Annotated in this window: 13 protein-coding genes and 1 pseudogene; 10 read left to right on the top strand and 4 right to left on the bottom strand. The window is 73.5% G+C overall.

The window, feature by feature from the left end; translation table 11 throughout:
- Window positions 1-70 precede the first annotated feature (70 nt).
- The 6 genes from FRAQA3DRAFT_RS15840 to FRAQA3DRAFT_RS15815 all read left to right on the top strand — a co-directional run bounded on the left by FRAQA3DRAFT_RS15840 (window position 71) and on the right by FRAQA3DRAFT_RS15815 (window position 7880).
- A complete protein-coding gene (locus FRAQA3DRAFT_RS15840; RefSeq protein WP_009740042.1) occupies window positions 71-787 on the top strand; it encodes a TetR/AcrR family transcriptional regulator in 717 nt (238 codons plus the stop codon).
- Between the two features lie 83 nt (window positions 788-870).
- On the top strand, window positions 871-1662 hold the full coding sequence (locus FRAQA3DRAFT_RS15835) for a CBS domain-containing protein (protein ID WP_009740041.1): 792 nt from the start codon (window positions 871-873) through the stop codon (window positions 1660-1662).
- Between the two features lie 159 nt (window positions 1663-1821).
- Window positions 1822-2868 carry an NAD(P)-dependent alcohol dehydrogenase gene (locus tag FRAQA3DRAFT_RS15830; RefSeq protein WP_009740040.1) on the top strand — a complete coding sequence of 349 codons (1047 nt, stop codon included), beginning with the start codon at window positions 1822-1824 and terminating at the stop codon, window positions 2866-2868.
- A 178-nt stretch (window positions 2869-3046) separates the two neighbouring features.
- Entirely contained in the window at window positions 3047-3865 is an 819-nt protein-coding gene (locus FRAQA3DRAFT_RS15825) for an SAM-dependent methyltransferase (protein WP_009740039.1), read from the top strand.
- Between the two features lie 137 nt (window positions 3866-4002).
- Window positions 4003-6228, top strand: coding sequence for a bifunctional diguanylate cyclase/phosphodiesterase (locus FRAQA3DRAFT_RS15820; protein ID WP_009740038.1), 2226 nt, complete (start codon window positions 4003-4005; stop codon window positions 6226-6228).
- Between the two features lie 104 nt (window positions 6229-6332).
- A complete protein-coding gene (locus FRAQA3DRAFT_RS15815; RefSeq protein ID WP_009740037.1) occupies window positions 6333-7880 on the top strand; it encodes an acyl-CoA synthetase in 1548 nt (515 codons plus the stop codon).
- Between the two features lie 38 nt (window positions 7881-7918).
- Here FRAQA3DRAFT_RS15815 and FRAQA3DRAFT_RS15810 read toward each other — a convergent pair whose 3' ends face one another.
- Window positions 7919-8698 (bottom strand): enoyl-CoA hydratase, encoded by a 780-nt coding sequence (locus FRAQA3DRAFT_RS15810; RefSeq protein ID WP_009740036.1) that lies wholly within the window; start codon window positions 8696-8698, stop codon window positions 7919-7921.
- Window positions 8699-8805: 107 nt separating this feature from the next.
- On the opposite strand from FRAQA3DRAFT_RS15810, the gene FRAQA3DRAFT_RS15805 reads away from it, so the two are divergent.
- The 3 genes from FRAQA3DRAFT_RS15805 (at window position 8806) to FRAQA3DRAFT_RS15795 (ending at window position 10456) form a co-directional block, all read left to right on the top strand.
- Window positions 8806-9285 (top strand): MOSC domain-containing protein, encoded by a 480-nt coding sequence (locus FRAQA3DRAFT_RS15805; protein WP_009740035.1) that lies wholly within the window; start codon window positions 8806-8808, stop codon window positions 9283-9285.
- A gap of 107 nt (window positions 9286-9392) precedes the next feature.
- Window positions 9393-9818 carry a hypothetical protein gene (locus tag FRAQA3DRAFT_RS15800; protein ID WP_157467401.1) on the top strand — a complete coding sequence of 142 codons (426 nt, stop codon included), beginning with the start codon at window positions 9393-9395 and terminating at the stop codon, window positions 9816-9818.
- Window positions 9819-9973: 155 nt separating this feature from the next.
- Entirely contained in the window at window positions 9974-10456 is a 483-nt protein-coding gene (locus FRAQA3DRAFT_RS15795) for a polyketide cyclase (RefSeq protein ID WP_009740033.1), read from the top strand.
- Between the two features lie 305 nt (window positions 10457-10761).
- Here FRAQA3DRAFT_RS15795 and FRAQA3DRAFT_RS37325 read toward each other — a convergent pair.
- From FRAQA3DRAFT_RS37325 to FRAQA3DRAFT_RS15780, 3 genes and pseudogenes are all read right to left on the bottom strand, one after another.
- Window positions 10762-11097: pseudogene (locus FRAQA3DRAFT_RS37325) on the bottom strand (arsenate reductase ArsC); the annotation flags it as partial.
- Window positions 11098-11524: 427 nt separating this feature from the next.
- Window positions 11525-12310, bottom strand: a complete 786-nt coding sequence (locus FRAQA3DRAFT_RS15785) for an HAD-IIA family hydrolase (RefSeq protein ID WP_009740031.1) — start codon at window positions 12308-12310, stop codon at window positions 11525-11527.
- 264 nt (window positions 12311-12574) lie between these two features.
- Window positions 12575-13849 (bottom strand): acyl-CoA dehydrogenase family protein, encoded by a 1275-nt coding sequence (locus tag FRAQA3DRAFT_RS15780; protein WP_009740030.1) that lies wholly within the window; start codon window positions 13847-13849, stop codon window positions 12575-12577.
- 565 nt (window positions 13850-14414) lie between these two features.
- Here FRAQA3DRAFT_RS15780 and FRAQA3DRAFT_RS15775 point away from each other — a divergent pair.
- On the top strand, window positions 14415-14837 hold the full coding sequence (locus tag FRAQA3DRAFT_RS15775) for a molybdopterin-binding protein (RefSeq protein ID WP_009740029.1): 423 nt from the start codon (window positions 14415-14417) through the stop codon (window positions 14835-14837).
- Window positions 14838-14875 lie beyond the last annotated feature (38 nt).

The raw sequence follows: 14875 nt of genomic DNA, 5'->3' as shown, positions 1-14875 counted from the left end.
GCGGGCCACGATGAGGGCGGCGCTGCCGCTGGATTCTGGAGTGTCGGTTCCAGAGAGGTAGGGTTCGTCGATGATCCCACCCGTCCCCGCCGGCGTCGGCGGCCAGGACGGTCGCCGGCTCACCCGCAAGGGCCAGGCCACCCGCGCGCGGATCGTCGCGGCCGCCGCCGGGCTGATGTACGCCCGCGGCGTCGCCGGAACCAGCACCGAGGACGTCCGCGTCGCCGCCTCGGTGAGCAGCTCGCAGCTCTACCACTACTTCGCGGACAAGAACGCGCTGGTCCGCGCCGTGGTCGCCTACCAGACCGAGGCCGTTCTCGCCTTCCAGCAGCCCCTGCTCAGCCGCCTGGACAGCCTGGCGGGGCTGGCGGCCTGGGCGGACACGCTCGTCGAGTTCCACCTGGGTCTGCACCTGCGCGGCGGCTGCCCGCTGGGGTCGCTCGCCAGCGAGCTCGCCGACGCGGATCCGGTCGCGCGCGAGGCCCTGGTGGCGGCGTTCGCCCGCTGGGAGGGGGCCATCCGTGACGGGCTCGCGGCCATGCGCGCCCGCGGCGAGCTGCGCGGCGAGGCGGACCCGGAGCGCCTCGCCGTCACCCTGCTCGCCGCCGTGCAGGGCGGCCTGCTGCTTGCCCAGACCCGCCGCGAGGTGGCGCCGCTGCGGATCGCTCTCGACACCGTGCTGGACCACATCCGCTCCCTCGTTTCCGACGTTGTCCGTCCGTATCCGGTCGGGTCGGCCTCGGCGGTGGTGACCTCCGGCGTCCCGGTTCGGGTCGAACGGCACTGACCTGGGCGTTGTTCATGCCGGAGGCTGGAACCGCCAACAGCCGATAACGACTGCGCATTGGCGCGCAGGGCGGAGGAGGAGCAATGGCCGGTGTGCAGTTTCCCCGTCACAAGCCCGTCACGGTGCCCCGCGAGATGACCATCGTCGAGGCGGCCCGGCGGATGGACGTGCAGGGGGTGGGATCACTGCTGGTCATGGACGGCGAGGACCTCGTCGGGATCGTCACCGACCGGGATCTGGCGCTGCGGTCGCTGCGGCGGCGCATCCCCTTCGACGGCCGGATCGAGACCGTGATGACCCGCGGCGTCGTCACCCTGGACGTGGACGCCGACCCCGCCGACGTGGTCCGCATGTTCCGCGAGCACACCGTCCGGCGGCTGCCGGTCACCGACAACGGCCGGGTGGTCGGCCTGATCGCCCTCGACGACGTCGTCGCGGCCCCGGCGTCGGCCGCGGTGCCGGCCGGTCGGGCCGTCGGGGTCGGCATGCCCGCCGCATCCGCCCCGGCGGACCGGGGGCCCACGGCCGACCTCGCGGATCTGCCGGGACTGGCTGATCTCGCCGCGGCGGTGGCCGCCGAGATCCCGCGTTCCTCCCACGAGGGCGGGCTGCCCGGTCCGAAGACCGTCACCTGGCTACCCGAGCCCCGGCTCGGCCGCTGGCGCGCGTCCGTCGGCGACCGGCTGGTCGTGTCGCCGCCGAACCCCGGCCGGCCACCGTGCGGCGGGGAGATCCTCGAGGTCCACTCGCCCGCCGGTGACCCGCCCTACCTCGTCCGCTGGGGCGACGGCGGTCATGCCACCTTCGTCTACCCGGGCCCGGACGCCGAGGTCGAGCACCTGCGGGGCGGCGCCGGCCCGGTAGCCCCGGTCTGACCGGCCTCGGTCCGGCGGGCCTCGGTCCGGCAGGCCCCGGTCCGGCGGCCCAGCTCGGTGATGGGCGTCCGATCTGGGGGCGCGCGTCTGACCGGAGCCGGAGGCGAGGATGGGCGTGGTGCACGCGATGGTCGCGGGCCAGGGCGAGGGGAAGAACTCGTGCGCGCGCTTCGGATCACCCGCCACCAGTCGGCTCCCGAGCTCGTCGAGGTGCCCGATCCCGTCCCCGGGCCGGGTCAGGTGCGGCTGCGGGTGGCCGCCGCTGGGGCCTGCCACAGCGACCTGCACCTGATGGAGATGCCGCCGGAGCAGCTCGCCGGGCAGGGGCTGCGCCTGCCGTTCACCCTCGGCCACGAGTCCGCCGGCTGGGTCGACGCGGTCGGCCCCGGGGTCGGCGCGGTGCGGGTGGGTGACGCCTGTGCCGTCTACGGGCCCTGGGGCTGCGGCCACTGCCGGTCGTGCGCCCGCGGCGCCGAGCAGTACTGCGAGGTCACCCACGGGGCGGGCGGTCCGGGCCTCGGCGGGGACGGCGGCATGGCCGAGTACCTGCTCGTCGACGACGTGCGTCACCTCGTCCCCCTCGGAGATCTCGACCCGGTGGCCGCCGCGCCGCTCACCGACGCCGGACTCACCCCGTACCACGCGATCCGCAAGGCGCTGCCGCTGCTCGGGCCGGGTTCGACCGCGGTGGTCATCGGGGCCGGCGGGCTCGGCCACCTCGGCATCCAGATCCTGCGGGCGATCACCCCGGCCCGGGTCGTCGCCGTCGACGTCGCCCCGGCCAAGCTGGCCCAGGCACTGGACCTCGGGGCGCACGCGGCGGTGCCGGCGGGCAAGGACGCGGCCGCCGCGATCCGGGTGGAGACCGCCGGCGGCCGGGGCGCCCAGGCCGTGTTCGACATGGTCGGCAGCGCCGCGACGATGGCCACCGCCGCTGCCGCCGTCGGCGTCGAGGGGCGGCTCACCGTCGTGGGACTGGGAGGCGGGGCGCTGCCGTTCCGGCTCGGGGCGGTGCCGTTCGACGTCGACGTCTCGCTGCCGTACTGGGGCACCCACGGCGAGCTGTTCGAGGTCCTCGACCTCGCCCGCGCCGGCCTGATCCGCGCCCACGTCGAGACCGTCCCGCTGGCCGGCATGCCGGCGGCCTACGACCGCCTGCGCGCGGGCGAGGTCACCGGCCGCGTCGTCATGGTCCCTTCGGCCTGACCAGCGAGTGCGGGTGCAGGTGAGCGCACCTGTGGGTGCGGTGATGGGGAGGGGGATCCGGACGCGGCGTGTCCGTTCTGTGTAGTCGTGGGTGCCCTGTGTGGTGACGAAGGTCGCGGGGGTGGACAATCCACTCACGTTAGGTCGCCGATCGGACCGCGCAGGGGATGAGTGGATCATGGATGAACTGCCCGGGTGGGCCGCGGGTGTCGACGTCGACCGGCCGAGTGCCGCACGGATGTACGACTACGCGCTCGGTGGGTCGCACAACTTCGCCGCCGACCGGGAGGCCACCCAGGCGGTGATCGCGGCCTTCCCGGACGGGCCGCTGGTGGCGCGGTCGAACCGGCTGTTCCTGCACCGGGCGGTCCGCTTCCTCGCCGCCGAGGCGGGGATCACCCAGTTCCTCGACCTCGGCTCGGGCGTGCCGACCGTCGGCAACGTGCACGAGGTCGCCCAGGGGGTCAACCCGCAGGCGCGGGTCGTCTACGTGGACATCGACCCGGTGGCCGTCGTCCACTCCCGGATGCTGCTCGCCGACAACCCGCTGGCCACGGTGCTGCACGCGGACATCCGCGAGCCGGCTTCCATCCTCGGGTCGAGCGAGGTCACCGGGCTGCTCGACCTCTCCCGGCCGACCGCGGTGCTGATGGTCACCGTGCTGCACTTCATCTCCGACGGCGACGACCCGGCCGGGATCATCGGGGCCTTCCGGGCGGCCACGGTGCCCGGCAGCTACCTGGCGGTCTCCCACGTGACCGCCGACGAGCGGGCCGAGCAGGTGCACGGCGCTGGCAAGGTGTACGAGTCGACGCCGACCGGGGTCACCCCGCGGTCCCGGGCCGCGATCGCCGACCTGCTCGCTGGCTACGACCTCGTCGAGCCGGGGCTGGTCTACCTGCCCTCCTGGCGGCCGGACGAGAAGCACGGCGGGATCGATCCGCTGGCGGACGACCCGAGCCGGGCCGTGGCGCTGGCCGCCGTCGGCCGTCGATAGTCCATCGGACAGTCCGGCCCGCGATCGCCGGGGCTCGATCGCCGGCGCTCGATCGTCGGCGCTCGATCGCCGGCCGGTGTCGGGACCGGCCCGCCGGGCGCCGTGTGCGGCCGCGGCGGGGGTCTGTGAGGAGCGGTGTGGAGAGGTCCCTGTCCCCGGCTGCCCGCAGGCGCGGGGTGGCGCGTTTCGCGCAGGTCTGGGCCCGTGCCATCGTCGGCGCGAGCTACCCGGCCACTGGTCTGGTCGACGTCGAGGAGCGGCTGCTCGGCCTCACCGAACGGCTCGTCGACGCCCTTTTCGGCGAGCCGTTCGCGGCGGAGCCGGCGGCCGCGGTCGGGGCCGTCGTCGCCGAGCACACCTTCGCCGCCGCGGACGCGCTCGCCGCCACGATCCGCGTCTGCGGCGCCCGGCTGCTCGCCGAACTGCGCCTCGACGCGGACGACGAGCTCGCCGGCCGCGTCGCCGCGCTGCAGGGAGCCCTGGCCCACGGGTACACCCGAGCCCTGCGCGAGCGGATCCTCGCCGGCCAGGACTCGATCCACCGTGCCGCGCACCTGGCCACCGACGCCCGGTTTCGGACGATCTTCAACGGGGCCGCGATCGGGATCGTGCTCGCCGACGCCGCCGGGCGGATCGTCGACGCCAACGACGCCTTCCTGCGGATGCTCGGCGTCGCCCCGCACCGGGTGCACGGCCGGGCGCTGCACGAGTTCGCCCATCCCGAGGACGCCGCCGGCCTGCGCGACGCTCACGCCGCCCAGCGCCTCACCGGACCGGCGCACCTGCGCACGGAGCTGCGCTTCGCCGGACCCGCCGGGGCCACGGTGCGGGCCGAGCTCACGACCTCCTGCCTGCGCCGGGCGGACGGGCGGGGCGAGGTCCAGCTTTCCATGATCGTGGATGTCACCGAGCGCCACCGGTTACAGAGCGAGTTACGCCGGCAGGCCCGGCACGACCCGTTGACCGGGCTGCCCAATCGGACGGTGCTCGCCGAGCGGGTCACCGAGCTGATGTCCGCGGAGCCGGACCGGCGCCTCGGGCTGTGCTTCATCGACCTCGACGGGTTCAAGGCGGTCAACGACAGCCTCGGGCACGACGTCGGCGACCGGCTGCTCGTCGCGGTCGCCGGGCGGCTCACCGGCGCCCTGGCCGCGGGGCAGCTCCTGGTCCGGATGGGCGGGGACGAGTTCGTCATCCTCCTCGCCGACACGGCCGGCATCGACGACGTCACCGCCACCGCCACCGCCGTGCTCGCGGCGCTGGCCGAGCCCGTCCGGGTCGGCGACCAGGCGTTGTCGATCGGCGCCAGCATGGGTCTCGTCGAGCGACCCGCGACCGACGGCGACCTCGCCGACCTGCTGCGCGCCGCGGACATCACCCTCTATCAGGCCAAGGACGCGGGCCGGGGGCGGTGGGAGGTCTTCGACGCGGAGCGCAACGCCCGTCAGGTGACCCGGCACACCCTGTCGACGATGCTGCCGGGCGCCGTCGAGCAGGACCAGTTCACCGTCGTCTACCAGCCGATCGTCACCCTCGGTGAACAGTCCGGCGTGGGTGGCGTGGGCGGCGTGGGCGGGGTGATGGTCGGGGTGGAGGCGCTGGTCCGCTGGCGGCATCCCCGGTTCGGGCTGCTCAGCCCGGAGGCGTTCATTGGCCTGGCCGAGGAGACCGGTCAGATCGTCCTGCTGGGCCGCCGGGTGCTCGAACTGGCCTGCCGGCAGGCAGCCCGCTGGCGCGAGCTGTGCCCGGACGGCGTGGGCGCGCCCTACGTCAGCGTGAACCTGACCGCCCGCCAGACTCGCGAGGCCGACCTGGTCGACCAGGTCGCGCGGATCCTCGACGAGACTGGGCTGCCGGCGCGACTGCTTCAGCTTGAACTCACCGAGAGTGCGCTAATGAGCGCAGCTGGTGAGCCGATGCGGGCCCTGGACGACCTCGCCGCGATGGGCGTGCGGATCGCCATCGACGACTTCGGCACCGGCTACTCCAACCTTGCCTATCTGCGCCGGCTGCCGGTGCACACCCTCAAGCTCGCCGGGCCGTTCGTCGATGGCTTCGGCTCGGCTCACCAGCACGACCCCGACGGCGAGAAGATCGTGCGGATGCTCGTCGAGCTCGCCCATTCGCTGCGCCTGACGGTGACGGCCGAAGGTGTCGAGACCGCTGCCCAGGCCGAGCGGCTGCGCCAGGTCGACTGCGACAGCGCCCAGGGCTACCTGTTCGCGCCACCGCTGCCGCCCGGTGAGATCACCCGACGGCTGCGTGCCACTCCCGTCGGCGCCCCGCCCGCCGCGCCCTCGACCGTCTCGACGCTGCCCGCGCCGCGGGTAAAGGGTGCGGCTACCTCCCGTTTTGTCTCGTGAGCAAACACTCTTGACTTGGCATGTGACCGCCCTAACATCGTTTACTACGTAAACGGCGCATTGCGGGGCCGGTGCCGGCGGGACGGCCCGACAGGGAGGGTCACATGCCAGAGGTCGCGGCGATGCTCGGCGAGCCGTCCCAGCATCCGGCGGACCGGCTGGCCGTCGTGATGGCCGACGGCAGCGCGCAGCTCACCTTCGGCGAGCTGGAGCGCCGCAGCCGGCAGGTCGCGCACCTGCTCGCCGGCTATGGTCTGCGCCCCGGCGACCACGTGGCGATCCTGCTGCCGAACCGGCCCGAGTACTTCGAGGCCGCCTGGGGCGCGCAGCGCAGCGGTCTGTACTGGACGCCGGTCAACTGGCATCTCACCGCCGAGGAGACCGCCCACATCGTCGACGACTGCGGGGCGAGGGTGCTGTTCACCTCCGCCGAGCTGGCCCCGATCGTCAAGCGGGTCCGGGCGTCCGCCGCCCGGCTGGAGCACATCGTCATGATCGACGCGGGGCCGGCGGACGTCGCCGAGGGCATCGGCGACTACCGCGCCGCCCTCGCCGGCCAGCCGGACAGCGAGCCCGCCTACCAGGCCGAGGGCATCTACATGTTCTACTCGTCGGGCACGACGGGCCGCCCCAAGGGCATCGAGCCGGCGTTGCCGCTCGACCCGTTCGGCACCGGCCTGGCCATCGACCGTGCGATGGTCGGCTCGTTCGGCTTCGGCCCCGACAGCGTCTACCTGTGCCCGGCGCCGCTCTACCATGCGGCGCCGACGGGCTGGAGCACCGCGACCCAGCGCCTGGGCGGCACGGTCGTGCTCATGGAACGCTTCGACCCGGTCGAGGCGCTGCGGGCCATCGAGCGCTACCGGGTCACCCACGTCCAGGTCGTGCCCACGATGTTCGTCCGCCTGCTGAAGCTGCCCGCCGCGCAGCGCACCGCGTTCGACCTGTCCAGCCTGCGCCTGGTCGTGCACGCCGCGGCGCCCTGCCCGCCCGAGGTCAAGCAGCAGGTGATCGACTGGCTCGGGCCGATCGTCTTCGAGTACTACGCCGGCAGCGAGGGCGGCGGCATGTGCGCGCTGACGTCGCAGGAGTGGCTCACCCACCGCGGCTCGGTGGGGCGGGCGGTCATCGGCGTCGTGCACATCGTCGGCGAGGACGGCGCGGAGCTGCCCGCGGGCGAGATCGGGCGGGTGTTCTTCGAGAGCCCGACCCGGATGGAGTACCACAACGACCCGGAGAAGACCGCCGCCGCCTACGACGACCGCGGCTGGCTCACCCTCGGCGACCTCGGCCACCTCGACGCCGACGGCTACCTCTACCTCGCCGACCGCCGCACCGACCTGGTCATCTCCGGCGGGGTCAACATCTACCCGCAGGAGATCGAGAACGCGCTGATCCTGCACCCCGCCGTCGCCGACGTCGCGGTGATCGGCGTACCGGACGCCGAGATGGGGCAGCGGCTGCTCGCCGTGGTCCAACCGGCTGCCGAGGCGGTCGCCGGACCGGAGCTCGCCGCCGAACTGCAGGTGTTCGGCCGGGAGCGGCTCGCCGGCTTCAAGGTCCCGCGCACGGTCGAGTTCGTCGAGGAGCTGCCGCGGCTGCCCACCGGCAAGCTGCAGCGCATCCGGCTGCGCGAGCGCTACACCGGCTGACGGGCGCCCCGCGCCGCGGTCAGCCGGCCGACGGCGCCTCAGCCGCGGTCGGCGCCCAGCCGCGCCCGGTTGCCGGCCATCACCTCGACCCGGCGCTGCTCGATCTCCGCGAACGCCGGCGGGGTCTCGATCGTGCCGCGCGCCTCGGCGGCGCTTGCCGGGCCGGTGTAGGTGGCGATGCCGTCGGCGTAGACCTTCTTCAGCCCGCGCATCATCCGCGGGTCGACCTCGCCCACGGACGCGGCCACCGCCAGCGCCCGGTCGCGCAGCTCCGCGTGCGGCACGACCTCGGTGACCAGCCCGATGCGCAGCGCCTCGGCGGCGTCGACGACCGCCCCGGTCATCGACATCCGCCGCGCGTTGCCGATGCCGACGAACAGCGGCAGGTGGGCGGTCAGCCCGCCGCCGGGCAGCACCCCGACGCGGACGTGGGTGTCGGCGAACACGGCGCGCTCGGAGGCGATGAGGAAGTCGCAGCCCAGGGCGATCTCCAGGCCGCCGGTGAACGCCGGCCCGTTGACGGCGCCGATGACCGGGGTCCGCATCCGCGAGACCTGGCTGACGGCGTTGGTGTCCTGGAACTGGTCGAAGTACTTCTTGCCCCCCCGGGCGGCCTCCTTGAGGTCGACGCCGGCGCAGAACGCCGGGTCCGCGCCGGTGAGGACGACCACGTGCACGTCCGGATCCTCGTCCGCGGCGACTAACGCCGCATACAGCGCGGGGATGAGCCCATCGCCGAGCGCGTTGCGGGCCTGGGGCCGGTTCATGGTGATCAGGCGCGTGGTGCCGAGTGTCTCGGCGATCAGGATCTCACTCATCCGAGGAGTATTTCCCAGCGCCGTCGCAGCCGCGACCCTTCCCACCTGCGCCGGTGGGTACCGCAAGAGGCGGCCGCGCCGGGACCCGGGGGAGTAGCGTCGCCAGCATGGACCGTGGCGGTCGCCTGGTCGGCATCTACACGACGCCCGACCGCGGCGCGGCGATGCGGGCCCGCTCCCGGGTGCGGGTGATCGAGGGCCTTGGCCTGGCCGGTGACCGGTACGCGGCGGGCACCGGGACCTACTCCGCGCGCGGCGGCTCCGGGCGGGCGGTGACGCTGATCGCCCGGGAGGCGGTCCGGGCCGTCGTCGAGGATGCCCGGGTGGAGTTCGCCGAGCACGAGACCCGGCGGAACCTGGTGACCGAGGGGATCGACCTACCGGATCTGATCGGCCGGGCGTTCCGCGTCGGGGACGTGGTGCTGTACGGGGCCCGGCTGTGCCCGCCCTGCGGGTACCTCGAGCGCCTGCTCGACCGCCCGGGCGTCTGGCGGGCGCTCGTGGAGCGGGGCGGCCTGCGGGCGGACGTCGTGCGCGGCGGCACGCTCGAGCTCGGCGCCGCCGTCGTCGCGCTGCCCACTGCCTGAGCCGGCCGGAGTCGCGGAGGCGACACGTTCGAAACCCACAGCGCTGTGTCCGTTGCGGAGCGAGACCGTAGGCTGGATCGGTGTCGTCTTCGCGTGGTTCCGGCGCTTTGAGATTGCCGGCCGGCCGGTGGTCCGTCCGTGCGCGGTCCACTGGCCCGGCCGGGCGGGTCGTCGCGGGTGGGCTCGCGCTCGGGCTCGCCGTCGGTTTCGGGGCGCTCGCGGCGGGCTGTTCCTCCGACGGGTCCGGCGCGGCGGCGGACGTCCGGATCACCGACTGCGTGCGCGACCCCGACAACCACCGGGCGGTGGTGACGGGCGAGGTGTACAACGGCTCGTCCAAGCGGTCGAACTACGTTATCCAGGTCGACGTCAAGGCCAACGACAGCAAGATCGAAAGTGGGCTGGCCTCCCTGTTCAAGGTGAACTCGGGTGCCCGCAAGACGTTCACCATCCGTCCGGTGGGCGCGGACGTCCCCAGCGGCACCAAGCTGACCTGCACCGTCGCCCACGTCGGGCGGATCGCCGCCGAATAGCGCCCGGACAAGCCCGCGATGGCGCGGCCTGGCCGGTGCCCCGGCGGCCGGTAATCGCTTGTCCCAGCCCGACGTGACGGCATACACAGGGAACGGCGCTTCAACAGCGTCACCAGCGAGCAGTCCCTGGCCCGGGTGATCCGTGGAGGATGCCGATGTCCGACCCTGAGCGCGTGTCCGTCATCCGGCGGGTGCCGGCCCCCGCGAGCGATATCTTCGCGCTCATCACGGACCCGCACGGCCATGTGCGCATCGACGGCTCCGGGATGCTCGTCGCCCCGGTCGACGCGAAGCGCCTCGAGCAGGTCGGCGACACCTTCGAGATGGACATGGATCGCGAGCCGCTCGGCGATGTCCCCCTCGGCCGCTACAAGGTGATCAACACGGTCACCAGATTCAGCCGGGACGCGCAGCTCGAATGGAGCGTCGTGGGGGTCGGCCAGCCGAACGTCGGTCACGTCTACGGCTACCTGCTCGAGCCCGTCGACGCGACCACCACCGACGTGACGTCCTACTGCGACTGGAGTGGGTCGCCGCAGCGGTGGAAGGCCCGGATCAGCTGGCCCGTCGTCCCGGTGGAGTCCCTGGAGAAGTCGCTGGAGAACCTGGCCCGGGTCGTCGCGGCGCCGGCCGGCTGACCACCCGGTGCCGCGCCGTCAGGGCCGGGTGATCATGACTTCCCGGTCGCGGCGGTCCGTCACCCGCAGGTCGGCGGCGCGGACGTGCGTGGCGGGGCACTGGTCGGGCCGGTAGCCGGCCCCGGCCGGGTGGCCGGCCGCGGCGGGCGGCCCGGGTGCGGGCGCGGGCGCGGCGAGGCGGCGGGCGGGCGACGCGGGCCGGCCGGGTTGCCGGTCGGCTGGTGCGCACCCCGAACTGGCTGGTCGGGATCGGGCTGGTCGGGATCGGGCTGTTCGCGCAGCAGGCCGACCCGAGCCGCGACCCCGAGGCTGTACAGCAGGGAGCGCACCCGGGAGTCGATCTCGTCCCGGATCGGCCGGACGTCCTCGAGCGGCTTCTCCGCCGGGTCGTCGAGCTCCCAGGTGAGGTACCGGGTGTGCGGGTAGATCGGGACGGTGTCGGCGCAGCCCATGCTGATGACGACCGAGGCGGCGCGCACGGCGTCGTCGGTGAGCCGGGTCGGGCAGGCACCGGACAGGTCGATGCCGACCTCGGCCATGGCGGCGACCACCGGCAGATGCAGGGTCGCCGCGGGCGCCGTACCGGCGGAGCGGGCCTGAACCCGGCCGCGGCCGTGCTGGTCGAGCAGCGCGGCACCCATCTGGGAGCGCCCCGCGTTGTGCACGCACACGAACAACACCTCGGGCGGGCGCGCCACGCCCACCCCGGGGTGGGCGTGGCGCAGCGGGGCGAGGCCGACGGGCAACGAGTCGGGCGGGGACGGTGCACGTCCGGTCATCGGGGCCACGGCGTCAGAAAATGCCGGGTGCGCCGGGACGAACGCCGCCGATCCGTACAGCGGGGCCACCCGCAGGCTGACCGGAAGGTGACGGCGCACCTGCCGCCGGCCGCATGGACGGGTGCCTTGCCCGGCGCTGACGTGCCTCGCCCGAGGGCATCCGCGCAGAATCTCCGGTCCGTGGCGTCCGTACATGAATTTTAGGCATTCATCCCATCCTACAGGTACCGGCCCAGCCTTTATCGGCAATTCCGCAGGAGTGAGGGGCCGACGGCCGCGCCGGCCGGTCTCAGCCGAGACCGTCGAGCAGCGCGGGGAGGTCGGCGAACGAGTCGATGACGTGGTCGGGGCGCCCGGAGGCCGCCGCGAGGGTGTCGGACCGGAACTTGCCGGTGCGGACCAGTACCCCGGTCAGGCCGTGGCGGGCGGCGGCGAGCACGTCGTGCTCGACGTCGTCACCGATCATCACGGCCTCCTCGGGCCGCGAACCGAGCGCACGCAGCGCCGTGGCGAAGAACTCCGCCGCCGGCTTGCCGACGACGACCGCCGGCCGGCCGAGCGCCTGCTCCAGACCGTGCAGGTAGGCGCCGGTGTCGAGCTGGAGCCCGCCGCCGGTGCGCCAGAACAGGTTGCGGTGCAGCGCGACGAGCGGCACGCCGTCGGTCGCCCAGGCGAAGACCTGGTTGACCGCCTCGTAGCTGAACTCAGGCCCGGCGCCGCCCAAGACGATGACGTCCGGCCGTTCGTCCGGGGCACGCAGCGTCACCCCGGTCAGGTCGGCGCTGATGTCCCCGCTGTTGAGCACGTGGCAGCGGGCCCCCGGATGGTGCTGTCGCAGGTATGTCGCGGCCATGGCGGGCGCGGTGAACACCTCCGCGGGGTCGACCGTGAAGCCCGCCTCCACGAGCGCCGCCGCGATCGACGCCCGGTCGCGGGAGGTGGTGTTCGTGACGAGGGCGACGCCGAGCCCCGCCGCCCGCAGCCGGTCCAGCGCCTGCGGCGCGCCGGGCAGTGCCTGCCAGGACACCGTCAGCACGCCGTCGATGTCGATGAGCACGGTCCGGATGCTTCCCATGCGCCGAGACGCTACCGAGACCGCCGCCCCCGTCCGGCTGGCGGACGAGGCGGCCCGCACGGGCCCGGGCTGGTCGCCGCGGCGAGGCTCCCGGCCGGGACGGTGGCCGGGGCGCAGCGGGCGGATGCCAGGGGTACGGCCGGCGCCGCCTCGGTGCGGCTCGCCGGTCCCGGCCGGCAGGACGCCCTGGGGCGGCCGGCGGCCGTGGGAGCCGGTGGCGACCGTGTCCCGGCCCGGGCACCGTGCCGGCCGGCGGGCCCGGGATCATCGTCGCATCAGCAGCGAGCCGCCCAGCAGGTAGGCGCCGACCATCTCGAAGTTCGTCGGCGACAGGGTGATGTGCGCGGCCGCGCTGTGGACGTCGCGCAGGCAGCGGTCCAGCCGCCCGCCCGCGCCCAGCGCACGGGTGCCGGCCATGCTGTGCAGGCTGTCCACGGCCTTGACCGTGTTCTCGCCGACGGTGGCGGCGGCCAGCCTGATCAGTGCGGACAGTTCCTCCCCGCCGATCAGGCAGCGCAGGCTGGCGTGGTTGGCGGCGTCCTCCAGCAGCAGCTCGGCCGAGCGGACCAGCGCGGCAGCGCGGGCGAGGCCGGCCTGGACGGTGTGGCTGGAGCCCAGGGTCTGCGTCCCGCGGGCGGGGACCGTGCCCACGGCGATGCCCGGGAATGCGCTCAGCGCGTCCTGGGCGATCCCGAGGATCGTCGACGCGGTGGTGAACGGTCCGAAGTCGTAGTAAGCGATGGGGTAGCCGCGGGAGGGGCGGGCGGCCGGCGGGCGGCGCAGCAGCCCGCCGTCGACGGTGAACTCCTCGGGCACGAACAGGTCGTCGACGGTGAAACTGACGCTCCCCGTCCCCCGCAGCCCCGTCGTGAACCAGTCGTCGTCGAAGCGCACCGCGCCGGCGGGGACGAACAGCATCCGGGTCCGCGCGGTGGCCGCCTGCGCGGCATCGCCTCCCGGGGGGTCGCCTGCCGCAGGTTCGCCTCCCGCGTCATCGGCCTCCGCGGCGAGGCCCACCTCCGCGGCGAGGCCCACCTCCGTGACGAGGCCCACCTCCGTGACGAGGGAGGCACAGACGAGCCAGTCGGCGTGCGTGGAGCCGCTCGCGAACGACCACCGGCCACGCAGCCGGTAGCCACCGGGCACCGGCTCGGCCTGACCGGACGGGTTGATCCCGCCGACCACGAGCCCGTCGCTGTCCTGGAACAGCTGGCAGGCGACCTGCTCCGGCAGGTAGTCCGACATCCGGGAGATCACGCCCTGCACCCCCATCTGCCAGGCGACCGAGGCGTCGACCCGGGCGAGGGCCTGCAGGACGGCGGATCCGGTCCGGACGCTGACGCCGCCACCGCCGAACGACGGGGATACCCACATTCGGTGAATGTTCTGGTCCCGCAGCGCGGCGATGACGGCGGGCGGCGTCACCCTTTCCCGTTCGGCCTGCTCGCGGTGCCGGACCAGGACGGGAGTGACCTTCTCGACTCGCGAGAGCCACTCGGTCGTCTCTTCATGGGAGTGCGCGGAGCCGCTCCAGGACACGTCAGATACCTACTCTGCTCGGATTTCGCGTCGGGTCTGCGGGCAAAGGCCGGAACGGAAGTGCCGGTAGGCTCTTGACCGGCAGGTTTCCGGCTCTTTGCGGGGACGGGCGGCCGGTTGTCATTCTTGTTGACAGGTCGATACGCGCCGGCACCGGATGGCATCAAGGTGGTGGGTGCCGGGCGGCCGATCGTCGGAGCGGGAGGCTCGACGGGGCGGTGCGTCGCGGTCGTAGCGGCGCTGAGCTGCGCGGACATCCGCCGCCTCTTCCTCGTCGGGGGCAGATGGCCGCGGGTCGCGGCTATCTTGCGGCCGACATCCAGACGCATCCACGGTTCGATCCTACCAATTTAAACGCAGATGCGGACCCATGGAGGAAAAATGGTCCGTGAGTGCGGTCCGATTAACCGGGCCGGGCGGTCCGATGGGCCCCAGTGTGACCCGACAGTTCGGGGGTATTCGCTGGCCGCAGCGTCGCCCGAACGGCCAGATGGCGGCCGCGTGACTCGGATAACACTGCCGTCATGCAACTCGTCCGATACATGCACTGGATAAGGTCTAATTCATGATCCTTAGTATTCGCAACCGATTCACGGGAATTATTACCGAAATAGTCGGCGGCTCGGTCATGGGAACTGTCGCGATGGAGACGCCCGGCGGCCAGGCGCTCACGGCCACGGTCACGATGGACGCGATCAAGGATCTCGGTATCGCCGTCGGCACCGCCGTGGAGGCGCTCATCAAGTCGACCGACATCTCGGTGGCGACCGCCGAGGTGGCCGGACTGAGTATCCGAAACAAGCTGCGGGGCACGCTCGTCGGCCTCGATTCCGGCGGTGCGATGTCGGTCGCCCGCATCAGGATCGGCGAGGGACTGGAGCTCACCGCGGCGATCACCCGGGCGGCGGCCGAGGAGCTCAAGCTCGAGCCCGGCATCCCGGTCACCGCGCTGATCAAGTCCACGGAAGTCTCCTTCTCCGCCGTCTGACGCACCTTCCGCGCCGACCGGCGCCCCGCCGGTCGGCG

The organism is Frankia sp. QA3, assembly GCF_000262465.1.
Taxonomy (GTDB): Bacteria; Actinomycetota; Actinomycetes; order Frankiales; family Frankiaceae; genus Frankia.
The sequence above is the reverse complement of the archived record's forward strand: the minus strand, read 5'-3'. Positions and strand labels throughout refer to the sequence as shown.